17 protein-coding genes are annotated in these 23,243 nt (G+C 72.5%); 4 read left to right on the forward strand and 13 right to left on the reverse strand.

The window, feature by feature from the left end; all coding sequences use genetic code 11:
- Positions 1 to 50 precede the first annotated feature (50 nt).
- The 3 genes from BUB97_RS04535 to BUB97_RS04545 are packed head-to-tail and all read right to left on the reverse strand — an operon-like array spanning position 51 to position 3,771.
- Positions 51 to 1,058: a LysR family transcriptional regulator gene (locus tag BUB97_RS04535; protein WP_073131970.1), complete on the reverse strand. Its 1,008-nt coding sequence runs from the start codon at positions 1,056 to 1,058 to the stop codon at positions 51 to 53.
- A 50-nt stretch (positions 1,059 to 1,108) separates the two neighbouring features.
- A complete protein-coding gene (locus BUB97_RS04540) occupies positions 1,109 to 2,938 on the reverse strand; it encodes a glycoside hydrolase family 15 protein (RefSeq protein ID WP_073131971.1) in 1,830 nt (609 codons plus the stop codon).
- Positions 2,939 to 2,949: 11 nt separating this feature from the next.
- Positions 2,950 to 3,771, reverse strand: a complete 822-nt coding sequence (locus tag BUB97_RS04545; RefSeq protein WP_073131974.1) for an SDR family oxidoreductase — start codon at positions 3,769 to 3,771, stop codon at positions 2,950 to 2,952.
- Between the two features lie 360 nt (positions 3,772 to 4,131).
- On the opposite strand from BUB97_RS04545, the gene purH reads away from it, so the two are divergent.
- Complete coding sequence (gene purH, locus BUB97_RS04550) at positions 4,132 to 5,706, forward strand: bifunctional phosphoribosylaminoimidazolecarboxamide formyltransferase/IMP cyclohydrolase (protein ID WP_073131977.1); 1,575 nt, start codon at positions 4,132 to 4,134, stop codon at positions 5,704 to 5,706.
- Between the two features lie 36 nt (positions 5,707 to 5,742).
- Here the strand turns inward: purH and BUB97_RS04555 are convergent, their stop codons facing one another.
- The 3 genes from BUB97_RS04555 to BUB97_RS04565 form a co-directional block, all read right to left on the reverse strand.
- The gene (locus tag BUB97_RS04555) at positions 5,743 to 5,946 is read right to left on the reverse strand and encodes a hypothetical protein (RefSeq protein WP_073131978.1); all 204 of its coding nucleotides are present in this window, start codon (positions 5,944 to 5,946) and stop codon (positions 5,743 to 5,745) included.
- Positions 5,947 to 6,002: 56 nt separating this feature from the next.
- On the reverse strand, positions 6,003 to 7,451 hold the full coding sequence (gene hldE, locus BUB97_RS04560) for a bifunctional D-glycero-beta-D-manno-heptose-7-phosphate kinase/D-glycero-beta-D-manno-heptose 1-phosphate adenylyltransferase HldE (RefSeq protein ID WP_073132231.1): 1,449 nt from the start codon (positions 7,449 to 7,451) through the stop codon (positions 6,003 to 6,005).
- Between the two features lie 365 nt (positions 7,452 to 7,816).
- Entirely contained in the window at positions 7,817 to 8,920 is a 1,104-nt protein-coding gene (locus BUB97_RS04565) for an AGE family epimerase/isomerase (RefSeq protein ID WP_073131980.1), read from the reverse strand.
- Between the two features lie 87 nt (positions 8,921 to 9,007).
- Between BUB97_RS04565 and BUB97_RS04570 the strand changes: the two genes are divergently transcribed.
- Entirely contained in the window at positions 9,008 to 9,676 is a 669-nt protein-coding gene (locus BUB97_RS04570) for an RraA family protein (protein ID WP_073131982.1), read from the forward strand.
- Positions 9,677 to 9,750: 74 nt separating this feature from the next.
- Here BUB97_RS04570 and BUB97_RS04575 read toward each other — a convergent pair whose 3' ends face one another.
- The 5 genes from BUB97_RS04575 to BUB97_RS04595 all read right to left on the reverse strand — a co-directional run bounded on the left by BUB97_RS04575 (position 9,751) and on the right by BUB97_RS04595 (position 15,243).
- Positions 9,751 to 11,346, reverse strand: a complete 1,596-nt coding sequence (locus BUB97_RS04575) for an ABC transporter substrate-binding protein (RefSeq protein ID WP_086061901.1) — start codon at positions 11,344 to 11,346, stop codon at positions 9,751 to 9,753.
- 98 nt (positions 11,347 to 11,444) lie between these two features.
- Positions 11,445 to 12,506, reverse strand: a complete 1,062-nt coding sequence (locus tag BUB97_RS04580) for a sulfate/molybdate ABC transporter ATP-binding protein (RefSeq protein WP_245818193.1) — start codon at positions 12,504 to 12,506, stop codon at positions 11,445 to 11,447.
- 42 nt (positions 12,507 to 12,548) lie between these two features.
- Complete coding sequence (gene cysW, locus BUB97_RS04585) at positions 12,549 to 13,352, reverse strand: sulfate ABC transporter permease subunit CysW (RefSeq protein ID WP_456306319.1); 804 nt, start codon at positions 13,350 to 13,352, stop codon at positions 12,549 to 12,551.
- A 29-nt stretch (positions 13,353 to 13,381) separates the two neighbouring features.
- Positions 13,382 to 14,215 (reverse strand): sulfate ABC transporter permease subunit CysT, encoded by an 834-nt coding sequence (cysT, locus tag BUB97_RS04590; protein WP_073131990.1) that lies wholly within the window; start codon positions 14,213 to 14,215, stop codon positions 13,382 to 13,384.
- The gene (locus BUB97_RS04595; RefSeq protein WP_073131992.1) at positions 14,212 to 15,243 is read right to left on the reverse strand and encodes a sulfate ABC transporter substrate-binding protein; all 1,032 of its coding nucleotides are present in this window, start codon (positions 15,241 to 15,243) and stop codon (positions 14,212 to 14,214) included. Before BUB97_RS04595 ends, cysT begins: the two co-directional genes overlap by 4 nt.
- A gap of 244 nt (positions 15,244 to 15,487) precedes the next feature.
- Here BUB97_RS04595 and BUB97_RS04600 point away from each other — a divergent pair, with 244 nt between their 5' ends.
- The gene (locus BUB97_RS04600) at positions 15,488 to 16,312 is read left to right on the forward strand and encodes an alpha/beta fold hydrolase (RefSeq protein ID WP_175562557.1); all 825 of its coding nucleotides are present in this window, start codon (positions 15,488 to 15,490) and stop codon (positions 16,310 to 16,312) included.
- 44 nt (positions 16,313 to 16,356) lie between these two features.
- Here BUB97_RS04600 and BUB97_RS04605 read toward each other — a convergent pair whose 3' ends face one another.
- Positions 16,357 to 17,151, reverse strand: coding sequence for an OmpA family protein (locus BUB97_RS04605; protein ID WP_073131994.1), 795 nt, complete (start codon positions 17,149 to 17,151; stop codon positions 16,357 to 16,359).
- Positions 17,148 to 18,374, reverse strand: coding sequence for a cupin domain-containing protein (locus BUB97_RS04610; protein ID WP_073132238.1), 1,227 nt, complete (start codon positions 18,372 to 18,374; stop codon positions 17,148 to 17,150). Before BUB97_RS04610 ends, BUB97_RS04605 begins: the two co-directional genes overlap by 4 nt.
- A gap of 142 nt (positions 18,375 to 18,516) precedes the next feature.
- Here BUB97_RS04610 and BUB97_RS04615 point away from each other — a divergent pair, with 142 nt between their 5' ends.
- Positions 18,517 to 23,214, forward strand: coding sequence for an NAD-glutamate dehydrogenase (locus tag BUB97_RS04615; protein ID WP_073131997.1), 4,698 nt, complete (start codon positions 18,517 to 18,519; stop codon positions 23,212 to 23,214).
- The last annotated feature ends 29 nt before the right edge of the window (positions 23,215 to 23,243 follow it).

Genomic DNA, 23,243 nt, shown 5'->3' on the forward strand with positions numbered 1-23,243 from the left:
TGGGGCGCTTCCTCCCGCCCCGCAGCGTGCCGTGGGGCCTTGGCTTTCCCCTACCCCCCTGGCCGAGCCGCTGTCCTATTGTTTTCCCGCCCTCCCATATGACGGCCCGTTATAGCGGCCAGGCCCCGCTCGCCGATCTCCGCGACATGGGCCCGCAGGCAGGCCACGAAGGCATGGCCAGCGGGCGGCAGCGGGCGGCCGCGCGGCAGGATGAGCCCGGCCGGCCGTTGCGGCGCGGGCACGGGCAGCGGCACCACCCGCAGCACGCCACGCAGCATGTCCCCGGCCATCATCAGGCGCGGCATCACCGAGATCATGTCCGTGGCCAGCAGCATTTCCCGGATGAATCCATAGGAGCTGGAGCGCATGGAGCTGCTCGGCTCGAGCGAGAGCAGCGCGAGCAGGTTCTCGATCTCCTGTCCCACCCGCTGGCTGACGGTCGGCAGGATCAGGTCATAGCGGCGAAGCGTCTCCAGCGTCACCTCGGCCTCTTCGAAGACCGGGTGGCCGGCGCGGGCGATGATGGAGATGGGCTCCTCCCAGAGCGGCTCGCGCGGGAAGCCGTCGGGCATGGCGGGTTCGTAGAGGCGCCCCACGATCAGGTCGATCTCGCCCGCGGCCAGCTTGGGCAGCAGCTCCTCGGTCCGCCCTTGCTCCAGCCGCACCCGGATGCCGGGATGCTCGGCGGTCAGCCGGGTTAGCGCACCGGGCAGGACGCCGGTGGCGGCCACGGGCAGGGTGCCGATGGCCACCGTTCCGCCCTCCGGATCCGAGATCCGGTCCAGCGCCTCGTCCAGCCGCCGCAGCTCCGCCAGGATCCGGCGCGCGGCCTGGGCGAGCATCATGCCCGCCTCGGTCGGGCGCACGCCGCGCGGCAGCCGGTCGAACAGGCGCTGCCCCGTGACCTCCTCCAACTCCTGCAGCATGCGGGTCAGGGCCGGCTGGCTGATGCCGAGCACGGCGGCGGCCCGCAGCAGGCTTCCCTGCGCCACAATCGCCTCCAAGGCCCGCAACTGGTGCAGCTTCAGGCGCTGGTTGAGGTAGCGGCGGATCGTCATGGTGGGCGAATGGTAGGGGAAAGGCAGGGGAGGCGTATCCCCCCCGGCCTTCAGAGCCCCGTCGTCGGGAAGGGCGCCGCGCCCATGGCCTCCCGCGGCGCCGCCTCCTGGGCCGAAAGGGCGCGGTCCAGGTAGTGCGCGGCGCTGATGAGCGCGAGATGGGTGAAGGCCTGGGGGAAGTTCCCCAGATGCTCTCCCGCCGGCCCCAGCTCCTCGGCATAGAGGCCGAGATGGTTAGCGTAGCCGAGCATCTTCTCGAAGAGGAAGCGCGCCTTCGCCACGTCGCCCGCCCGGGCCAGGCATTCGACATACCAGAAGGAGCACATGTTGAAGCTCCCCTCGATGCCATCGAGCCCGTCCACCTTCTCATCCTCGTAGCGCCGCACCAGGCTGTCATCCACCAGCCGCTCCCCCACCGCCTTCAAGGTGGAAAGCCAGCGGGCGTCGGTCGGGCTGATGAAGCGCATCAGCGGCATCAGCAGGCAGGCGGCATCCAGCGCCGTGCTGCCCTTGCTCTGCACGAAGGCGCCCTGGGCCGGGTCCCAGAAATTGGTGTGGATGTCGTGGTAGATGGCGTCGCGCGCCTCCAGCCACCGGGCGAGCGGGCCGGGGAGGGAGCGCTTGCGCGCCAGGCGCAGCGTGCGGTCCAGCGCCACCCAGCACATCAGCCGTGAATGCAGGAAGTGCCGGCGCCCGCCACGCACCTCCCAGATTCCCTCATCCGGCCGCTCCCAATTCTCGGTCAGCCAGTTCATCGTGCGGGTGATGCCCTCCCACGCCTCGTGGGAGATCTGCTCGCCATACTTGTCGGAGAGATAGGCCGCATCCATCAGCTCCCCGTAGATGTCGAGCTGAAGCTGCCCCGCCGCGCCATTGCCGATGCGCACGGGGGTGGAGCCCTGATAGCCGCGCAGATGCGGCAGTGTCGTCTCGGTCAGCTCCCGATGCCCGTCCAGCCCGTACATCAGCTCCAGCTTGCCGTCGGTCGTGCCGTCCTTCTCACGGGCGGCGAGCCAGCGCATGAAGCCGATCGCCTCCGCCGTGTGGCCCAGGCGCAGGAAGGCATAGACGGTGAAGGCGGCATCCCGGATCCAGGTGTAGCGATAGTCCCAGTTCCGCACCCCGCCGATCGTCTCCGGCAGTCCGAAGGTCGGCGCCGCGACCATCGAGCCATGCTCGGCCGAGGTCATCAGCTTCAGCACCAGCGCGGAGCGGTTCACCATGTCGCGCCAGCGCCCGCGATAAGTCGAGCGCGCCGTCCAGCGGCGCCAGGAATCGGAGGTCTGCTTGAAGCACTCCGCCACCTCCTGCGGGTCGGCCGGGGCGGCGGGGCTGCAGGCGGCGTCCTCCAGCACGAAGGCCGCGGCCTCGCCGGCCTTCAGCGTGAACTCGGCGAAGCCGTCACCCTCTTCGATCCGCATCGGCACGGTGGAGCGCAGCCGAAGCGCCGTGCCATCCGCGCCCTCGAAGACGAGGGTGGGTCCCTCGGCTCGCGCGGTATGGGAAGCCCGCGCATAGTCGAAGCGCGGCGCGCAGCGCATGCGGAAGCGCATGGGATCGCGCACCGCCTTGGCCCGCCGCACCAGCCGCTGGCTGGGGCCGAGCGCCATGAAGTCGGAAATTTCCGCCACCCCCTCATGCGAGAGGAAGCGGGTCAGCAGCACGTTGGTATCGGGCAGGTAGAGCTGCCGGTGCCGCGCCCCGTTCAGCGCCGGCGCCAGCTCGAACCGCCCACCCCGCTCGTCGTCGAGGAGGGAGGCGAAGACGCTCGGGCTGTCGAAGCGCGGCCAGCAGAGGAAGTCCACCGCCCCGCCCAGGGCCACCAGCGCGGCCGTGCGCAGGTCGCCCACGATGCCGTGGTTCTCGATCGGCTCTCCCATGAGGGCCGGCCTCAGCCGTTGCCGACGAATTCGGGATAGAGCGACATGCCCCCATCGACGAAGAGCGTCGTGCCCGTCACGTAGTCGGCCTCGTCGGAGGCGAGCCAGGTCACCGCCCGCGCCACATCCTCCGGCTCGCCGATCCGGCCATAGGGGATCAGGCGCAGGAGCTTGCGCAGCGCCTCCTCCGTGCCCCAGGCCTCCTCGTTGATCGGCGTGCGGATGGCGCCGGGGGCCACCGCATTCACCCGGATCCGCTCGGCCGCCACCTCCTGCGCAAGGGTCTGCATCATCATCCGGATGCCGCCCTTGGTCGCCGCGTAGTTCACCCGCCCCGCCCAGGGGATCAGCTCATGGACGGAGCTCATGCAGACGATGGCGCCGCGCGCCCGTCCCGGCCGTTCCGGGCCGCGGCGGAAGGCCCGGATCGCCTCCCGGCAGCACAGGAACTGGCCCGTGAGGTTCACCGAGACCACGGCCTGCCAGTCCTGCAGCGACATCTCTCCGATCGGCGCGTCCTTCTGGATGCCGGAATTGGCCACCAGGAGGTCGATCCCGCCGAAGGCCTCCTCGGTGCTCCGGACCAGCGCGGCGACCTCATCCTCGCTGGAGACATCGCCCCGCAGCGCCACGGCCCGGCCGCCGGCGGCGCGGATCTCCTCCACCAGTGCCTCCGCCGCCTCCTGGCCGGAGCGGTAGTTCACGGCCACGGCGGCCCCGGCCCCCGCCAGGTCCCGCGCCACGGCCATGCCGATTCCGGAGGAAGCCCCCGTGACCAGGGCATGTCGCCCGGCGAGGAGCGGGCGGTCAGGCGCGGGGGAGGCGGGGGGCATGGAGGGTCCGTTCGATGGGCTGAGCCAGGGAACGCCCCCGCCGCGCGCCGGTTGTATCGCCGCTTGAAACCGAGTGTTCCGCCCGGCCCCGAGTCGCTGGCCGAACACATGCTGAACGGCCGCCATCGGGAACCTCAGGAAATCAGCTGCCTCGCCCGAGTCGCGCGAACGAATCGCTGACGGGTGTTCCGGGGCCGCCGACCACAATCCCTGGTGGGTCGGCCCGCGGGCACCCACAACAGGGTTCCCGCAAGGTTCCATTTCGCGACTCGGCGCCCCCACTGCCCCGACGCCGCTTCAGAGCAGCCCCGCGCCCGTTTCGCCTTCCACCCCGGGCCGCCCCGCGCTATCGCCCGCCGCATGGCCACCCTCCCGATCCGCCGCGCCCTCCTCTCGGTCTCCGACAAGACCGGCCTGGTGGAGTTCGCCCGCACCCTCGCCGCCCAGGGGGCGGAGATCCTCTCCACCGGCGGCACCGCCAAGGCCCTGCGGGATGCCGGCATTCCGGTGAAGGAGCTGTCGGACCACACCGGCTTCCCCGAGATCCTGGACGGGCGGGTGAAGACCCTCGTCCCCGGCGTGCATGGCGGCCTGCTCTTCCGGCGGGACCTGCCGGAACATGTGGCCCAGGTGGAGCAGCACGGCATCGCCCCGATCGACCTGGTCTGCGTGAACCTCTACCCCTTCGAGGCGACGGTCGCGCGCGGCGCGAGCTACGAGGACTGCGTCGAGAACATCGACATCGGCGGCCCGGCCATGATCCGCAGCGCCGCCAAGAACCACGCCCATGTGGCCGTGCTGACCGAGCCGGAGCAGCTGCTGGAGGTGGCGAAGGAGATCGCCGAGACCGGCGGCACCAGCCTCGCGACCCGCAAGACGCTCGCCGCCGCCGCCTATGCCCGCACCGCGGCCTATGACGCCGCCATCTCCCGCTGGTTCGCGCAGGAGCTGGCGCAGGACTTCCCGCAGCGCCTCTCCATCCCCGGCCTCCTGAAGCAGACCCTCCGCTATGGCGAGAACCCGCACCAGCAGGCCGCCTTCTACGTGGACGGCACCCACCGCCCCGGCATCGCCACCGCCGAGCAGGTGCAGGGCAAGGAGCTGTCCTACAACAACCTCAACGACACCGACGCGGCCTATGAGGCGGTGGCGGAGTTCGAGGAACCGGCGATCGTCATCGTCAAGCACGCCAACCCCTGCGGCGTGGCCACCGCCGCGGAGCTGAACGCGGCCTGGGACGCGGCCCTGCGCTGCGACCCCGTCTCCGCCTTCGGCGGCATCATCGCCGCCAACCGGCCCCTGACCGCCGAGGCCGCGGAGCGCATCACCGCCATCTTCACCGAGGTGGTGATCGCCCCGGATGCCGATGAGGCCGCCCGCGCCATCTTCGCGAAGAAGAAGAACCTGCGCCTGCTACTGACCGGCGGCCTGCCCGACCCGGGCGCCCCCGGCACCACCTTCCGCAGCGTGGCCGGCGGCTTCCTCGCCCAGTCCCGCGACGCCGGGCGCGTGGCGGTGGCCGACCTGAAGGTGGTGACCAAGCGGCAGCCGACGACGCAGGAGATGCAGGACCTCATCTTCGCCTTCCGCGTCTGCAAGCACGTGAAGTCGAACGCCATCGTCTACGCCAAGGGCGGCGCGACGGTGGGCATCGGCGCCGGGCAGATGAGCCGGGTGGACAGCGCCCGCATCGCCGCCTGGAAGAGCGCCGAGGCCGCCAAGGCCGCAGGCCTCGACACCCCGCTCGCCCAGGGTTCCGTCGTTGCCTCCGACGCCTTCTTCCCCTTCGCGGATGGCCTCCAGGCCGCCGCGGCCGCTGGCGCCACGGCCGTCATCCAGCCCGGCGGCTCCATGCGGGACAACGAGGTGATCGCGGCCGCCGACGAGGCGGGGCTGGCCATGGTGATGACGGGGATGCGCCACTTCCGGCACTGAGCCGGAGCGCCGGAGCGCCTTCTCGGGGGCGCTCGCTCAGCCCCCCGCCAACCCCTTGATCACCACGCCGCTCCCGCCGCATTCCGGGCAGGGCTCGGCGCCGAGGCGCCCGCGGCCCGAGCATTTGGGGCACACATCCTCGCCCGTTCCGGGGGTGCCCGGCGGGGCGTCGTCACCGGGGTTGAGCTTGGCCTGCCCCTCATCGGGGCCTTCGGTCTGGCCGGTCTTGTCCTGGGACATGTCGCCTTCCGCCAGCAGGGCTGAGCGAGGTTAACGCTCACCCGCCCGGCGGTGTTTCAGCCCGCCCCCGCCCGGCTGCGCGCGATGATCCCGGTGGTGGAGCGCCCCGGCACCAGGTCAATCAGCGCCACCCGGCCGCCCCGCGCCTGCACCACATCGCCGCCCACCACCTCCTCCGGCCGGTAATCCGCGCCCTTGAACAGCACGTCCGGCTGCAGCCGGGTGATCAGCTCCAGCGGCGTGTCCTCCCCGAAGGCGAGGACGAGGTCCACGGATTGGAGCGCCGCGATCACGGCCAGCCGGTCCTCCAGCGCATTCACCGGCCGGCCGTCGCCCTTCAGGCGCCGCACGCTGTCATCCGTGTTCAGCGCCACCACCAGCCGGTCGCAGGCGGCGCGGGCGGCTTGGAGCATGGTGACATGGCCGCGATGGAGAATGTCGAAGCAGCCATTGGTGAAGCCGATCTCCAGCCCCCGCCGCCGCCAGGCATCGAGGACGGGGATCGCCTGTTCGGCCGAGGAGACGATCTTGCCCGCGATATCGGCTGGCTCCGGCGTCTCGGCATCCATCGCCGCCGTCAGCTCGCCCATGTCCAGCGTGGCCGTGCCCAGCTTGCCCACCACCACGCCGGCGGCCGCATTGGCGATCCGCATGGCGCGCGGCAGCGGAAACCCGGCGGCGACAGCCAGCGCCATGACGGCGATCACCGTATCCCCGGCGCCGGAGACGTCGAACACCTCCTTCGCATGGGCGCGCACCGTGTGGGTGCCGCCCTCGGCCTCCACCAGCAGCATCCCCTTCTCCGAGCGCGTGACGAGGATGGCGTCGGCCCTGGCGGGCCCCAGCAGCGCCCGGGCGGCGGCGGCCAGTTCCTCCTCCGTATCGGCAGGGCCCTGGGCGGCTGCGCGCAGCTCCTTCAGGTTGGGCGTCAGCACCGTGGCGCCCGCATAGAAGCCGAAATCGCTCCGCTTGGGATCGACCAGCACCGGCAGGCCGAGCCGCCGCGCGGCATCGATGGCGTGCCGCACCACATCCGCCCGCAGCAGGCCTTTCGCATAATCCGAGAGCACGAGGGCATGGCAGCCCGGCAGCAGCGCCTCCACCCGGGCGCGGATGGCGGCGGCATCCGCATCCGTGATCGGACCCGTCACCTCCTCGTCCAGCCGCACGACATGCTGGTGGCCCGCGATGATGCGCGTCTTCGCGATCGTCGGGCGCGTGGCCGAGGCGACGGTCGCGTCCGTCAGCCCCGGCGTGCCGGCGATCAGCCCCGCCAGCTCCCGCCCCGCCGCGTCCTGCCCGACGACACCCACCAGCACCGCCTCGCCACCCAGCGAGGCGATGTTACGCGCCACGTTCCCCGCGCCGCCCAGCATGGCGCGGCTGTCCGCCATCCGCACCACGGGCACCGGCGCCTCAGGGGAAATCCGGTCAATCCGCCCGTAATGGAAACGGTCCAGCATCACGTCGCCAAGGCACAGGATGCGCCGGCCGCCAAAATCAATCATGCAACGCCCCTCAGGACCGGACCGCGCCGGGCCACCACCACGCGCCCGGCTCCGGAGAGCTTCACCGGGCACATAGCCTCTTTTACGGCCGCCGTCCTCCGGGGCCTCGAGGAGGGCTCCGCCCTCCACCCCCCAAGGGCCTGAGGCCCTTGGAACCCCGTCTGACTGCCGTGGATGCCCAGGATCGAAGGGGTCTCTGGTTGAGGGCGCTTTTTCTGCCTTTGCAGTCGCCTCGGGTCCATGACCCGAGGCGCACCGTCAGCCCGGTGATTCCAAACTTCTAAAAGGAGATGATGCTGAGTGGGCCGGGGAGAGGAAGAATTCCTTCTTCCTCTCCCCGGGACAAGCCGACAGCCCAGGCGTCAGAACCCCCGTCCCGCCACCAGAATACCCGCGGTGAGGTGATAGAGGCTGCTCGCGGGAGCCGGGCCGGGAAGGGGTTGGCCTTCCGGGGACAGCCGTTCGAACCACAGGCCGGGTGGTGCGCCGGCGATATGGCGCCAGAGCGCCGCTTCCGCCCCGGCCAGCCGGCCCAGTGTCGCATCGGCCCGCAGTGCCTCGGATTTCAGCCGTTCGGTCTGGGGCCAGAGGCGCGAGCCCGGCTCCTTCACCGTCCCGTCGCTCCACAGCGCGTCCCGCAATGTGCCGAGGGCCGGGTTGGTCCCGTGACGGTCCACGAAGGCCAGCAGCCCGGGCATGGCGGCCTCGCCACCTTCCGCGCCCCCCAGACGGCGGTGCCAGTCCAGCAGCCAGACCCATTCGCAATGGTGGCCTGGCTCCACCGCATGCCGCCCACCGTCCCGCAGCGGCCGCAGCGCGTCGTCGAACTCCTCCGGCAAGGTGCCGGTGACGGGGTCGAAGAAGTGCTCGAGGAACAGCCGCACCAGCGCGTCGGCGCGGCGGAGGAAAACCGGCTCCCGGAAGGCCTCCCAGGCGGCCATGCTGGCTTCCAGCAGGTGCATATGGGGGTTCTGGCGGCGGGGCAGGGCGGGCGGGCGGCCTTCCTGGTATCCGCCCAGCGGGTGCCGCAGTGCCGCGTCGAGATAGGCCATCAGCCCCAAGGCTTCCCGCCGCAGGGGCTCCACGGGCAGCACCCGGGCGGCGCTGGCCAGGGCCAGCAGAACGAAGGCGTGGTCGTACAGGTCCCGGCTGTCGTCGATCACCGTCCCGTCCAGGGCGAAGCGCTGGGCGTAGCCGCCATCCGGCTGGAGCGCACGCTTCCGCAGGAACTCCACCCCCAGCTCCACCGCCTCGTCGGCGCGCGGCAGCCCGGCCCCATGCGCCGCGGCGAAGACGAAGACCTGCCGCGTCACCACCCGCAGGCGCCGGAAGGAGGAGAGGCAGCCCGACCCGTCCAGCTCCAGGCATTCATGAAAGCCCCGGCGGGACCAATCCACCCCATGCTCCAGCCAAAGCGGCCATGCTTGGTCGCGGAGCCAGGTCCGGGCGTGTTCGAGGGCGGGCATGGGTCAGCGGATTAGAGCAAAACGCGCCGGCCGGAAGCCACCAACCCGCCCTTCCTCTCGCGGCCTCCTTCTTGCGAAGCTCGCGCCATGCCTCGTTACGTGACCGGCCCCCTGCCGCCCCCGCTCGACCCCGCCCTCCTCGCCCTGCTGGAGCAGGCCGAGACGGCCACCATCGGGCATTGGCGCCATTGGGGCTTCGCCGACCGGCGCATCGCCCCGCTGCTGCCCCGCCGCCGCGTGGCCGGCACGGCCTTCACCGTCATGATGCCGGCGAATGACGGCACCATCCTCGCCCATGCGCTGGACCAACTGCGCCCCGGCGACCTGCTGGTGATCGACCGGCTGGGCGACGACCGCCATGCCTGTCTGGGTGGCGGGCTGGCCGTCGCGGCCAAGGCCGCGGGCGCCGTGGCGGCCGTGGTGGACGGCCCCTGCACCGACCTGGAGGAGATCGAGGAGGCCGATTTCCCTGTCTGGTGCCGTGGCCTCGCCCCCGTCACCACTCAGATGCTGGACATGGGTGGGCAGATGAACGTGCCGGTCAGCATCGGCGGGGTGGTGGTGATGCCGGGCGACGCGGTGATCTGCGACAACAGCGGCGTCCTGGTCCTCCCGCGCGGCGAGGCCGAGGCGGAGGCTCGGCGCGCGGTCGAATCCCAGGCCAAGGGCCTGGCGACCGCCCGCCGCGTGGCGGCCGGGGAGGCGCGGATCGGCGCCCTGTCCGGCGCGACCGCGAAGGTGCTGGCGGGGCGGTAGGGCCGGCCCACCAATAGTGCCGTCACCGAAGGCTGAGCCGCTGGCGGGGAAGGCCATGCCTTCCCCGGCGCGTCCTATTCCTTCCTCACGCCCCAGAAGACCGGAACCGTCGTCGGCCGGATGCCGGTGATGTTGGTGCGCCACGCCGCATTGGCACGGAACTGCCCGCCATTGATGTAGGGCAGCACCTCATAGGCCCGCGCATGCACCTGCTCCAGCAGCGCGCGCCGCTTCTCCGGGTCGCTCTCCCCCGCCCAGGCCTTGCGCAGCCGCTCCAGCTCCTCGTCGCAGGGCCAGCCCGCCGGCGCGGCGTCGCAGCTGCTGGCGAGATAGAGGTTGGACAGCGGGTCCGCCGCGTCGAAGGCATTGGCGATGGTGATGAAGAGGTTCCACCCGCCCTGGGCCGTCGGCTCCCGCCGGTTGCGGCGGGCCGTCAGCGTGCCCCAGTCCATCGCCTGCACATCCATGTTCAGGCCGGCGCGCTTGAAGGATTCCGCCATCACCAGGGTGGAGGCGTTGTTCAGCCCGTTGTCCGTGGCGTTGAGGAACACGATCGGGCGGCCGTCATAGCCCGCCTCGCGCAGCAGCTCCCGCGCACGCGCCACATCCGGCTCGCGAAGCCCCCGCGCCCCGGCCGCCGTCTCCAGCGGCGTGCCGCACATGAAATAGGCGGGGCAATAGGGCACCTGCTCCGCGGCGCGGATGCCCATGCCCTCCAGCACGTCCTTCTGGTTCACCAGATAGAGCAGCGCCTGCCGCGCGCGCGGGTCGTTGAAGGGGGGCTGGGTGTGGTTGATCCGCAGCCAGGCCATGCTGCCGACCGGGTTCACCGGGGCCACGCGGATGCGGCGGTTGCGCTCCAGCGTCGGGATCAGGTCCGGCGGCGGCTGCTCCAGGAAGTCGATCTCCCCGTTGCCGAGCGCGTTCACCCCCACGGTCGCATCCGGCATGGTCAGCCATTCCACCCGGTCCACATACACCGCCTTGCTGCCCGCCAGCCCATCCGGCGCTTCGTCCCGCGGCCGGTAGTTCGGGTTCCGCAGATAGACAGCGCGGTCGCCCGCCCGCCATTCGCTCGCCTGGAAGATGAAGGGGCCCGAGCCGATGGCCTCGGTGATGGCCACGCTGGGCGAGGTCTGCGCGATCCGCTCGGGCATGATGAACAGCGCGCTGCCGGTCGGCCGGGCCAGGGCCTCCAGCACCAGGCCGAAGGGCTGGGAAAGGCGGATCTCGAAGGTCTTGTCGTCCACCACCTCCATGGCGCCGGTGGCGGCGGCCAGGGCGCGGCCCACCACGTCGCGCTGCGCCCAGCGGCGGATGGAGGCGACCGCATCGGCCGCGCGCACGGGCTGGCCGTCATGGAAGGCCAGGCCGTCCCGCAGCGTGAAGCGCCAGGTCATCTTGTCGTCCGAGGCGGTCCAGGATTGCACCATCTGCGGCCGGGGCACGCCCTTGCTGTCCAGGCCGAAGAGCTGGTCATAGACGAAGAAGCCATGGTTCCGGACCGTGGCGGCGGTGGACTGCACGGGGTCCAGCGTCGAGGCCGGCAGGGAGAGGGCGATCCGCAGCGTCGTCGGCTGTTGCGCGGTCTGGGCCTCGCTGGGCGGGGCGCCCAAGGCGGCCAGCGCCACGGCGGCGCCGAGGGTGAGGAAGGGGCGGCGCAGCGCCATGGCAGGGCTCCTTGCGCGGCGGCACGGCGGGGATCCGCCGGGCTACGCCGTGGGCGCCGGAACTTGCAGGATGCGTGCCGACTCCGCCGGCTCGGCGGTCAGGCGGGGAAGAGCCTGGCCCCTTGCGCCTCCAGCGCGCAACGTTCGCCGCGCCGGGGCTGGGGCGCATCCGGCGCCGGCACGGCATCGAAGGACCCCGCCGGCCCGGAAACCACCAGCCGCGTTCCCGGCCCCGCCGGGCGCACGGCGCGCACGACATAGCCGCTATCTGGCGCTTCCCGCGCGAAGAGCTCATGCGGGCGGATGAAGGCCAGCGCCGCCCCGTCCGGCGCCTGGACGGCGAGCGGCGGCAGCACCTCGCCGGCGAAATGCGCCACCCCGCCGCGCACGGTGCAGGTCACCCGGTTCGCCTCGCCCAGGAACCCGGCCACGAAGGCATCGGCGGGGCGGTCCAGCAGGGCTTCCGGCGTGTCGAACTGGGCGATCCGGCCGGCGCGCATCACCGCCACGCGGTCGGCAACCTCCATCGCCTCGTCCTGGTCATGCGTGACCAGGATGGTGGTGATCCCCACCTCCTCCTGCAGCCCGCGCAGCCAGAGGCGCAGCTCCTTCCGCACCTGGGCATCCAGCGCGCCGAAGGGCTCGTCCAGCAGCAGCAGGGAGGGCTCGATCGCGAGTGCGCGGGCCAGCGCCACGCGCTGCCGCTGCCCGCCGGAGAGCTGGTCGGGGAAGCGCCGCTCCATCTCCGGGATTTGCACGAGGGCGAGAAGCCGGCGAACCCGCGCGGCGATCTCTTCCGCCGGCGGCCGGCCGGCCTTGCGCACCCGCAGCCCGAAGGCGACGTTGGAGAAGACATCCATGTGGCGGAACAGGGCGTAGTTCTGGAACACGAAGCCGATCCCGCGCTCCCGCGCCGGAACCCCGGCCACGTCCCGCCCGCCGATCGCGACCGTGCCGGCATCGGCATGGTCCAGCCCGCCCAGGATGCGCAGCAAGGTGGTCTTGCCCGAGCCCGAGGGGCCGAGAAGCGCCACGAACTCGCCCGGCTTCACGGAAAGGCTCACGCCATCCAGCGCCGCCGCCCCGGGGCCGAAGCGCCGCGCCACCCCTGAAACCTCGACGCCGGTGCCGGTGACCGGATGGGTCATGCGTTGATCCATGCGCCGATCATCGCCGAGGCGCCCGCATGGGGAAAAGGACGATCAAACCATCTCCCCCCGCCGGCCGGAGAGTCGTTCCAGAAGCGTCTTCGCCCCCAGCGTCACCAAGGCCAGCAAGGCAAGCAGCGCCGCCACCGCGAAGGCCGCCGCGAACTGGTACTCGTTGTACAGGATCTCGACATGCAGCGGCATGGTGTTCGTCTCCCCCCGGATATGGCCCGAGACGACCGAGACCGCGCCGAACTCCCCCATCGCCCGCGCATTGCAGAGCAGGACACCGGAGAGCAGCGCCCATTTGATGTTGGGCAGCGTCACCAGCCGGAAGGTCTGCCAGCCGCTCGCCCCCAGGGTTGCTGCCGCCTCTTCCTCAGCCCGCCCCTGCTCCTGCATGAGCGGGATCAGCGTGCGCGCGACGAAGGGGAAGGTGACGAAGACGGTGGCCAGCACCAGCCCCGGCAGCGCGAAGACGATCTGGATGTTCCGCGATTGCAGCCAGGGACCGAGCCAGCCCTGCGCGCCGAAGATGAGCACGAAGACCATCCCCGAGATCACCGGCGAGACGGAGAAGGGCAGCTCGATCAGCGCCACGAGAAGGCGCTTTCCCGGGAACTCGTATTTCGCCACGCACCAGGCCGCCGCGATTCCGCCCAGCGTGTTCACCGGCACGGCGATGGCGGCGACAAGGAGGGTGAGCTGGATTGCGGCCATGGCGTCGGGGTCGGAATAGGCCTCCAGCACGGTGCCCCAGCCACGCCGCAGCGCCTCGGTGAACACCGCGGCGAGCGGCAGGGCCAGGAAGACGGTGAGCAGCAGGAGCGCGAGGATGGCCGCCCCCCAGCGCGCCACGGCCGGGTCGCGCGCGGCGGGGCCGGGGATCACGCGCGGCCCCCTGGCCGCAGCCTTGCCTGGATGAGGCCGAGCAGCAGCAGCACCAGGAAGGAGATGGCCAGCATCGTCAGCCCCACCGCGGCCGCCCCCGCATAGTCGAACGCCTCAAGCCGCTGCACGATCACCAGCGGCGCGATCTCGCTGACCATGGGGCGGTTGCCGGCGATGAAGATCACGCTCCCATACTCCCCCACCGCCCGCGCGAAGGCGAGGCCAAAGCCCGTCACCAGGGCGGGCGCCAGCGCCGGCAGCACCACCCGCAGCAGCGTCTGCGGGCGGCTGGCGCCGAGGGTCGCCGCCGCCTCCTCCGCCTCCGTGCCCAGGTCCCGCAGCACGGGCTCCACCGTCCGCACGGCGAAGGGCAGCCCCACGAACATCATCGCGACGAAAACGCCGAGCGGGGTATAGGCCACGGTGATGCCCAGCGCCTTCAGCGGCGCACCCAGCCAGCCATTGGGGGCGAAGAGCGCGGTGAGCGCCAGCCCCGCCACGGCGGTGGGCAGGGCGAAGGGCAGATCCACCATCGCATCCAGCACGCGCCTTCCGGGAAAACGCAGCCGCACCAGAACCCAGGCCACCAGCAGGCCCAGCGGCAGGTTAGCCAGCGCCGCAACCAGCGCCGTGCCGAAGGAGAGCCGCAGCGCCGCCAGCACCCGCGCATCCGACAGCACGCCGAGGATGCCGGAAAGCCCCAGCTCCCAGGGCCGCAGAGCCAGGGCCGAGAGGGGAACGAGCACGATCAGCGACAGCCAGGCGAGCGTCACGCCCAGCGACAGCCCGAAGCCCGGCAGCGGATCCCGGCGGGAGAGGCTGAGGCTCAACGCGTCGGCCTGTAGATGCGGTCGAAGCTGCCGCCATCCGCGAAATGCGCGCGCTGGGCATTGGCCCAGCCGCCGAACTCCGCATCGATGGTGACGAGGTTCAGCTCGGGGAAGCGCACCGTGGCGGCGGAAAGCGCCGCGGCCTCGCGCGGCCGGTAGAAGTTGCGCGCGGCGATCTCCTGTCCCTCGCGGCTGTACAGGTGGCGCAGATAGGCCTCCGCCACCGCTCGTGTGCCGCGCCGCTCCACATTGCGGTCCACCACCGCCACCGAGGGCTCGGCGAGGATGGAGATGGAGGGCGCGATGATGTCGAACTGCCCCTCGCCGAACTCCTTCATCGCGAGATAGGCCTCGTTCTCCCAGGCCAGCAGCACGTCGCCCTGGCCACGCTGCACGAAGCTGGTGGTGGAGCCCCGCGCGCCCGTGTCCAGCACGGCCACGTTCCGCAGCAGCCGGCCGAGGAACTCCTCCGCCGTGGCGTCCGAGCCGCCGGGCTGGCGGCGGGCCCAGGCCCAGGCGGCCAGGTAGTTCCAACGCGCGCCCCCGGAGGTCTTGGGGTTCGGAGTGACGATGCTCACCCCGTCCTTCCCCAGGTCGCCCCAATCGCGCAGCCCCTTCGGGTTCCCCTTCCGCACGAGGAAGACGATCGTGCTGGTATACGGGGCGCTGTTGTGGGGCAGGCGGGTGATCCAGTCGCGTGCGATCAGCCCGCGCTCGGCGATGGCATCCACGTCATAGGCGAGGGCCAGCGTCACCACATCGGCCTGCTGGCCGTCGATCACCGTCCGCGCCTGCGCGCCCGACCCGCCATGGGAGGTGTTCACCCGCACGCGCTGCCCGCCATTCTCCGAGGCCCAGCGCGCCGCGAAGGCGGCGTTGAAGGCCCGGTACAGCTCCCGTGTCGGGTCATAGGACACGTTGAGCAGCGTCGGCGCGGACTGCGCCCCCGCGCGCCCAGACAGGGCGGGCAGGGCGGGCAGGGCGAGCGCTGCGCCGACCAGCGCGCGGCGCGAAAGGGTGCCCGTCATGATCGTCGCTCCTCTCGGAAGGGGATGGGCGGATCGGTCATCAGCCTAGCGCGGCCATCGCGCTCCGCGCATCTCCGCCGGCATCACGTCGGCGGGGTCATGCTTCCTCGGCCCCGCGACATCTCCTCCGAGCGATTTCCAAAACCGCGAAATGGTCAAGTTAGCATGCAACAATAAACGATCGTGCATGGTGAATATGCCGCGCGGTGTTTCCCCCGCCCCGATTTTCGCGCAGAAACGGCCCATGCAGACCACCGCTGCCGAAAACCGGCTGGACCGCCTGACCGCCACCTCGCTCCGCACGGAAAGCCCGAATGGCGCGGGACGGCTGGTCTGGCGCGAATGGGGTTCCGGCCCACCCGTGGTCCTGCTGCATGGCGGCGCGGGCTCCTGGCGCCACTGGGCCCGCAACATCGAGCCGCTGGCCGCCCACCACCGCCTCCTCCTGCCTGACCTGCCCGGCCTGGGCGAATCCGACCTGCCGCCGCCGGGCACGGATCTCTGGGGGCTTGCGGACCTCGTCATGGCCGGGATCACGGCGCATCTCGGCGCCGGCACCCGCTTCGACCTGGTGGGCTTCTCCTTCGGTGCCACCATCGCCGGCCATATGGCCGCGCGGCACGGGGAGGTGGTGCGAAGCCTCACCCTTCTCGGCGCCGGCTCCCTGGGCCTGCCGCGTGAGCCCGTGCCCCTCGTCGCCGTGCGCGACCGGCAGGGGGAGGAACGCGTGGCGGCGCATCGCGAGAACCTGCGGCGGCTGATGATCGCGGACCCCGCCCGGATCGACGCCGAGGCCCTGGAGATCCAGGCCTGGAACAGCGACCACGCGCGCTACCGCAGCCGCAACGTGGTGAACCCCTCCGCCCTGAGCGGGGCGCTGGAGGACGTGCGGGCGCCGCTCTCCGTCATTTATGGCGAGCACGACGCGATCGTCGTCCCCCATATGGCGGAACGGATCGCCTTCTTCCGTGCCCGGGGCACGGAGCCGCTGGTCATCCCGGGCGCTGGCCATTGGGTGGCCTTCGAGGCTGCGGAGGCAGTGAACCGCGCCCTTCTCGCCGGCCTCTGACACCCTGCCCCGGGCAGGCCGGGGCAAGATGCGGAGCGCGGCCGCTAATCCGGCCGGCGGGCCGGCGGCGCCTCAGCCGGTGCCTCACGTGCCGGCGGTTCGCCGGGCGCGCGGGTCGTCTCGCGCGGGGGTGCCTCGGCGGGTGGCGGCGCGGGCGGCGGGGTGGTCTCCCGCGGCGGGGCCTCGGCGGGCGGAGCAGCCGGCGGGCGCGTGGTCTCGCGCGGCGGCGGCTCGGCGGGCGGCGTGGCCGGAGGCGGGGCCGTCTCGCGCGGCGGGGCCTCGGCGGGTGGGGCGGCCGGCGGGCGCGTGGTTTCGCGCGGCGGCGCCCCGGCGGGGGGCGTGGCCGGGGGCGGGGGCGGCGTAGTCTGGCGCGCCGGGGGCACGGGCTCAGGCCGCGGTGCCGCGACGGGCATCACCACGATGGAAACGCTGCGGGCCACGGTGTTGTTGGTGGTCCGGCTGAACCCGGCGACGCGTGCCTCGGAGCGCAGCCGGGATTCCGGCAGCCCGGCCGCCCGCAGCGCCTCGCGCACGGCCCGGGCACGCCGGGCGGCGAGCTGCACGCTGGTCTGCTGCCCCCCCTCGCGCTGCGCATGGCCGAGGATGCAGGCGTTGCGGTCCGGCTCGCGCTTCAGCAGGGCGATGGCGGCGTCGAGATTCGAGCGGGCGGCGTCGGTCAGCCGGTCTCGCCCGGCGGCGAAGGGAATGGCGAAGACATCATCCTCCAGCTCCTCCGCGCCGACGCAGTTGAAGGGTGGGGCTGGGCGCCCCGGCGCCTGGGCGAGGGCGGTGCCGGTGGAGAAGGCCAGAAGAAGCGCGGCGGCGCGCAGGGGGCTCATAGGCTGGCCAGGGCTCCGGCTTCGGTGAGGCGTTGGAGGAGGGAAGGCGCATCGACCGCGGGATGGGCGGCCTGGAGGCTGGCCGCATCCACCTCTCGCCGGGCGAGGAGCCAGTTGGCGGCCTCCGCCTCGGGCGCGGTGAGGGGAAGGGTCGCGCCGGCGGTTTTGAGCACCCATTCCGTGCCGCGGCGGACCGGCTTCGCCCCGGGGGCGATCACCCGGAAGCCCGGCGCACCGTCGGCGGGCGCATCCTCCGCCGGCGCCTCGGGCGCCAGGCCGCGGGCGGCGAGGAGGTTCACCCCGCCGCGGTGGTAGCGGGCATCGGCGACATGGCGGGCCAGCACCTGCAGCACCTGCGGGTCCCGCGCCAGCTCCGCCAGGCGCTGGCCAAGCTGCGCGGCGCGGCTGGTCAGGGCGAATTGCGCGGCCGGCGTTCCGTCCTGCCGCGGCAGGGGCTGGCGGAACATCGGGTCCTGCAGCGCCCGCTCGGCCAGCATATTGGCCAGGTCCAGCCCGATCGGGGCATGGACGCCATAGGCGACATGGACCGAGGCCGGGCCCTCGGCCAGGGCATCATGGTACCAGCCGCGCGGCAGGTAGAGCAGGTCGCCCGCCTTCAGCAGCACCTTCTCCCGCAGCGTGCCCCGGGCGCGTTCGTGATGCGCCTGGCCCAGGCTGCGGAAGGCGGGGTGGGGAATCGGGTAGTCGGCCCGGCCGGACCAGATGTTCCAGGTCTTCTCGCCCTCCACCTGCACGGCCCAGACGTCATGGGTGTCGAAATGGGTCGGGAAGGCCTTATGGGCCTGGAAGGAGATGTAGACATTCGCCTGGGCGCGGCCGAAGCCGGCATTCTCCAGCGCCTCGCTCACGCTCGTTAGGCCGGGGGTCAGGCTGTCCACGTCGTTCAGCACCACCGAGGCGCCCTTGGCCACCCATTCGCGCAGGCGCCCGGCCTCGGGCTGCATCACCGGCGTGTTGTCGCGCCCCGTGGCGCGGATGCAATAGGCCTCGGGCGGAACCGGCTGCGTGTCCATCTGCAGCTTCAGGGACTGGCTGGACCAGATATGCGTCTGGTTCAGCAGCCGGTCGATCCCCGCCCAGGACAGCACATGGGCGAATTTCGCCGCCCCGCCCTTGATATGAAGGGGTTGCTTGTCGTTGAACTCGGCCAGGAACCGGGCGGGGTCCATCGGGGCGAGCAGGTCGGCGAGGGTGAAGGCCATGGCGCCCACAAAATAGGCCGGATCGGCCGGGGGCGGAACGGGCCCGGGAGCGAAAGAGCGTCCTATTCCGGCACAACGTCACCCGCCCGCGCTTGCGCCCCCGGCCTGCCATCCCGATCCTCTGGCGGCGGAGGAGAATGGAATGCCAGACGACCTGTTGCCGATCCCAACCCCGGCCCCCGGCCCCGGCCCGGCCGGCGACGGCATGCGGGAGGTCCTCCTGGCGGAGGCCGAGGCGGCGCTGGTGCGGCTGGTGCCGGGCCTTCCGGCCACGGCCCGCTCCCTTCTCCGGGCCCTCGGCGCCGCCGTTCCGCTGGCCGAACTGGCCGAGATGGCGCCCGAGATGCTGGCCGAGGAGGCCGCCTCGCTCCACGCTCTGGCCGGGCAGCGCCGCAAGGGCGAATCGAAGCTGCGCCTGGCGCTGCCGCGCGCGGATGGGCGCGGGGCCGGCGCGGTGGCCGAGATCGTCACCGACGACATGCCCTTCCTGGTGGACAGCGCCCTGGCGGCCCTCACCCTCTCCGGCCGGGGCGTGCGGCGCCTGCTGCACCCCATTCTGGGCGTGGCGCGGGACGCGGCGGGGCGGCTGACGGCCATCGGCCCCGCCCAACCCGGCGGGCCCAATGAGAGCATGATGCGGATCGAGATCGCGCCCGGCGCGGTCCGCCGCCTGGGCGCGGGGGCCCCGCCTGCGGCCGACTGGCCCGGCGTGGAGGCCGCGCTGGCCCGCGCCATGGCCGAGGTGCGCCTCGCCGTCACCGATTTCGGCGCCATGCTGGCCCGCCTGGCCGATGCCGAGCTGGAGATGGCGGGCGCCGCCGATGGCGAGGAGGCGACCGCCTTCCTGCGCTGGCTGGCCGACGACAACTTCGTCCTGCTCGGCCACCGCCTGCTGCGCCTGCCCGAGGACGGGCCGATGACCGCCGAGGACGGGCTCGGCCTGCTGCGGGACCCTGATGTGGCGGTGTTCGACGCGTTGCGGGACCTCTCGGCCGTGCCGGAGGCGGTGCGCGCCTCCCTCGCCACGCCCACGGCCCTGGCGGTCGCCAAGGGCAACCTGCGCGTCCGCGTCCACCGGCCCAGCCATGCCGATGTGATCGCCACCCGCATCTTCGCGCCGGATGGGCGCGTCACGGGCGTGCGGCTCTTCATGGGCCTCTTCGCCGCCACGGCCTATAACCGCAACCCGCGCTCCATCCCCTGGCTGGCGCCCAAGGTGCGGCGCATCCTGGACGCCTCCGGCGCCGCGCCCGACAGCCATGACGCCCGCACCTTCCAATCCGTGCTGGACACCTGGCCCCGGGACGAGCTGTTCCAGGCGGAGGAGGCCGATATCCTCGCAGGCGCGCGGGTGGCGGTGGACCTGGCCATCCGCCCGCGCCCCGCGCTGGCCCTGCGGCGCGACCCCTTCGGGCGCTTCGTCTCCGCCATCGCCTGGCTGCCACGCGAAAGCTTCGACACCCGGCTGCGGGAGACGGTGGGGCGCCTGCTGGCCGCCGCCTTCAACGGCCGCCTCTCCGCCTTCTACATCGCGCTGGGCGACACGCCGCTCGCCCGGGTGCACTACGTCATCGGCACGCGGCCGGAAAACACGCCGGAGGTGGATGTCGCGGCGCTGGAGAAGGCCATCATCCGCGCCGCGCGCGGCTTCCCGGAGGCGCTGGCGGACGCGCTGGCCGAGGAGGCGGGCGAGGCAGAGGGAGCGCGCCTTTCCGCCCGCTGGTCGGCCGCCTTCCCCGCCGCCTATCCGGAGGTTTCGAGCCCGGCCCAGGGCGTGGCCGACCTGCGCCTGGCGGAAGCCGCGCTGGAAACGGGCGGCCCGGTGGCCGCGATCACCCGCGCCCCCGGGGCGGGGCCGCGCCAGCTCGTGCTGCGTCTGGCCAGCCCGGGCGCGAAGCTCGCCCTGGCCGACATGCTGCCCCTCTTCGAGAGCCTGGACCTGCGGGCCATCGAGGAGCAGCCCTGGACGCTCTCCCCCGCGGGCGCGGAGCCAGTGGCACTGCACGTTTATGGCGTGGAATCCGGCGTGGAGGCGCCGGAGGACCGGTTCGACGAGCTGCTCGACGCGCTCTCCGCCCTGCTGGGCGGGCGGGCGGAGGCGGACGGGTTCAACCGGCTGGTGCTCCGCGCCGGGATCACCTGGCGCGAGGCCTGGCTGCTGCGCGCCCTGTTCCGCTGGTGCAAGCAGGTGGGCTTCGCCTTCCCGCAGCCCGCGGTGGAGGCCGCCCTCGCCGCGAACCCGGATGCCGCGCGCCTCCTGGTCGCGCTATTCAACGCGCGCTTCGATCCCGTGGCCACGGACCGCGAGGCCGCCGAGGCGCGCGCCCTCGCGGAATGGTCCGCCCTGATCGAAGGCGTCGCCGACCCGGACACGGATCGCATCCTGTCGCGGCTGCGCACCGCGCTCGATGCCCTGCTGCGCACCAACTACTTCCAGGGCAAGGACTATCTCTCGCTGAAGATCGAGAGCGCGCGGGCGGGCGAGATGCCCGATCCGCGCCCGTGGCGGGAAATCTTCGTCTCCGCCATGCATATGGAGGGCTGCCACCTGCGCGCGGGCCCCGTGGCGCGCGGCGGCATCCGCTGGTCGGACCGGCGCGAGGACTTCCGCACCGAGATCCTGGGGCTGATGAAGGCCCAGCGACTGAAGAACGTCATCATCGTGCCGACCGGCGCGAAGGGCGGCTTCATCCTGAAGGGCAACGTGCCGCCCGCCTCGGACCGAGAGGCCTTCATGGCGGCCGGCATCGCCGCCTACAGTACCCTGATCCGCGCGATGCTGGACGTGACCGACAACTACGGCGCGGATGGCGCTGTGGTGCCGCCCGCCCATGTGGTGCGGCGGGACGGGGATGATCCCTATATCGTCGCCGCGGCGGACAAGGGCACGGCCACCTTCTCCGACATCGCGAACGGGCTTTCGCTCGAATACGGTTTCTGGCTGGGCGACGCCTTCGCCTCCGGCGGCTCGGCCGGCTATGACCACAAGGCCATGGGCATCACCGCCAAGGGCGCCTGGGTGATGATCGCGCGGCATTTCGCCGAGCAGGGCCGCGACATCCAGCGCGATCCCTTCACCTGCGTCGGCGTGGGCGACATGTCGGGCGACGTGTTCGGCAACGGCCTGCTGATCTCGCGCCAGACGCGCCTCGTCGCGGCCTTCGACCATCGCCACATCTTCATCGACCCGGATCCGGACCCTGAGACCTCCTTCGACGAGCGCGAGCGGCTGTTCCGGCTGCCCCGCTCCTCCTGGGCGGATTACGACGTGCGGCTGGTGAGCGAGGGTGGCGGCGTCTTCCCGCGCAACGCCAAGTTCATCCCGCTCTCGCCCGAGGCACGCGCGCTGCTCGGCATCGAGCAGGAGCGGGCGGAGCCGGCCGCCGTGATGCGTGCCATCCTGAAGGCACATGTGGACCTGCTCTATTTCGGCGGCATCGGCACCTATGTGAAGGCCGCCACGGAGTCCCAGGCCGAGGCCGGCGATCGCGCCAATGACGCGCTCCGCATCGACGGCCACGAGATCCGTGCGCGCGTGGTGGGGGAGGGCGCGAATCTCGCCGTCACCCAGGCCGGGCGCATCGAGGCCGCGCGCGTGGGGGTCGCGCTCGATACCGACGCGCTCGACAATTCCGCCGGCGTGAGCACCTCCGACCACGAGGTGAACATCAAGATCCTGCTGGCCGAGGCGGAGCGCAGCGGGCGGATGACGCGGCGCCAGCGCGACGACCTGCTGGGATCCATGACCGACGAGGTCGCCGCCCTCGTGCTGGCGGACAATGCCGCGCAGTTCGGTGCGCTTTCTCTCGAGCAGGCCTCGGGGCCGGAGGCGCTGCCCGCCCAGGCCTCGCTGATGTCGCGGCTGGAATCGGAAGGGCTGCTGGACCGCGCCGTGCTGGGCCTTCCCTCGGCCGCGCGCATGGCCGAGCGGATCGGCCAGGGCGATGCGCTGACGCGCCCGGAGATCGCGGCGCTGCTGCCGGTCGCGAAGCTCTGGCTGACCGATGCGGTCGAGGAGAGCGCGCTGCCGGACGACCCGGCCTTCCTGCCGCTGCTCCGCAGCTACTTCCCGCATCCGCTGCAGGAGCGCTTCCCCGACCTGATCGAGGGCCACCGCCTCCGGCGCAACCTGACCGCCACCATGCTGGCCAATGCCGCCGCCAACCGGCTCGGCCCGGCCGGCCTGTCCCGCCTGGCCGCGGAGGCGGAGCCCGCCGCCGTGGCGCGTGCCGCCTGGCTGGCCGACCGGCTGTTCGGCATCGGGGAGGCCATGGATTCGCTGGATGCGGCAGTGGTGCCCGTGGAGGCGAAGCGGGCGGCCCTACTGACCATCCGCCGCCTGCATGAGGATGCCGCGCGGGCCCTGCTGGACGACACCACCTCTCCACTGGGCGAGGCGGAGGCGCTGCTGCGCCCGGGCGTCTCTGCCCTGGTCGGCTCCGTCGCCGTGCCGCCCGGGCCGCTGCCCGACCCGGCCTCGCGCCTGGTGGGTGGGGCGGCCTCGCTTTCGGCGGCCATCGGCATCGTGCGTCTGGCCGCTTCCGCCGGGGTGGCCCCGGCCGATGCCGCTGCCGCCTGGGATGCCGCGGGGCGCGATTTCGGGCTGGAGGCCCTGCGCGCCGCCGCGCGGGCCGCGCCGGCCCCCGGTGCCTACGGCCCGCGTGCCCGGGGCGCGCTGCTGGAGGATCTGGCAGCGCTTCAGACGCGCATCGCCCGCGCCGTGCTGGCCGGCGAGGCGCCCCAGCCCCCGGACGCCGCCCTGCGCCTGGCGCGGGAGGCGGCTGGGCAGGGGGAACTCGCCGCGGTCGCCGTGGCGCTCCGGGCACTGGAACGCGCCTGATGCGGCCGGGCCCGTCCGGCCCCTCGGGG

Source organism: Muricoccus roseus (assembly GCF_900141905.1).
GTDB lineage: Bacteria > Pseudomonadota > Alphaproteobacteria > Acetobacterales > Acetobacteraceae > Roseomonas > Roseomonas rosea.

Coding starts and splice junctions, on each gene's coding strand:
- BUB97_RS04555 (WP_073131978.1), bottom strand. CDS start 5,946: ATGTCCCAGGACAAGACCGGCCAGACCGAAGGCCCCGATGAGGGGCAG.
- BUB97_RS04575 (WP_086061901.1), bottom strand. CDS start 11,346: ATGGCGCTGCGCCGCCCCTTCCTCACCCTCGGCGCCGCCGTGGCGCTG.
- BUB97_RS04605 (WP_073131994.1), bottom strand. CDS start 17,151: ATGAGCCCCCTGCGCGCCGCCGCGCTTCTTCTGGCCTTCTCCACCGGC.
- BUB97_RS04565 (WP_073131980.1), bottom strand. CDS start 8,920: ATGCCCGCCCTCGAACACGCCCGGACCTGGCTCCGCGACCAAGCATGG.
- BUB97_RS04570 (WP_073131982.1), top strand. CDS start 9,008: ATGCCTCGTTACGTGACCGGCCCCCTGCCGCCCCCGCTCGACCCCGCC.
- BUB97_RS04600 (WP_175562557.1), top strand. CDS start 15,488: ATGCAGACCACCGCTGCCGAAAACCGGCTGGACCGCCTGACCGCCACC.
- BUB97_RS04535 (WP_073131970.1), bottom strand. CDS start 1,058: ATGACGATCCGCCGCTACCTCAACCAGCGCCTGAAGCTGCACCAGTTG.
- BUB97_RS04540 (WP_073131971.1), bottom strand. CDS start 2,938: ATGGGAGAGCCGATCGAGAACCACGGCATCGTGGGCGACCTGCGCACG.
- BUB97_RS04580 (WP_245818193.1), bottom strand. CDS start 12,506: ATGGATCAACGCATGACCCATCCGGTCACCGGCACCGGCGTCGAGGTT.
- BUB97_RS04610 (WP_073132238.1), bottom strand. CDS start 18,374: ATGGCCTTCACCCTCGCCGACCTGCTCGCCCCGATGGACCCCGCCCGG.
- BUB97_RS04615 (WP_073131997.1), top strand. CDS start 18,517: ATGCCAGACGACCTGTTGCCGATCCCAACCCCGGCCCCCGGCCCCGGC.
- BUB97_RS04595 (WP_073131992.1), bottom strand. CDS start 15,243: ATGACGGGCACCCTTTCGCGCCGCGCGCTGGTCGGCGCAGCGCTCGCC.
- purH (WP_073131977.1), top strand. CDS start 4,132: ATGGCCACCCTCCCGATCCGCCGCGCCCTCCTCTCGGTCTCCGACAAG.
- BUB97_RS04545 (WP_073131974.1), bottom strand. CDS start 3,771: ATGCCCCCCGCCTCCCCCGCGCCTGACCGCCCGCTCCTCGCCGGGCGA.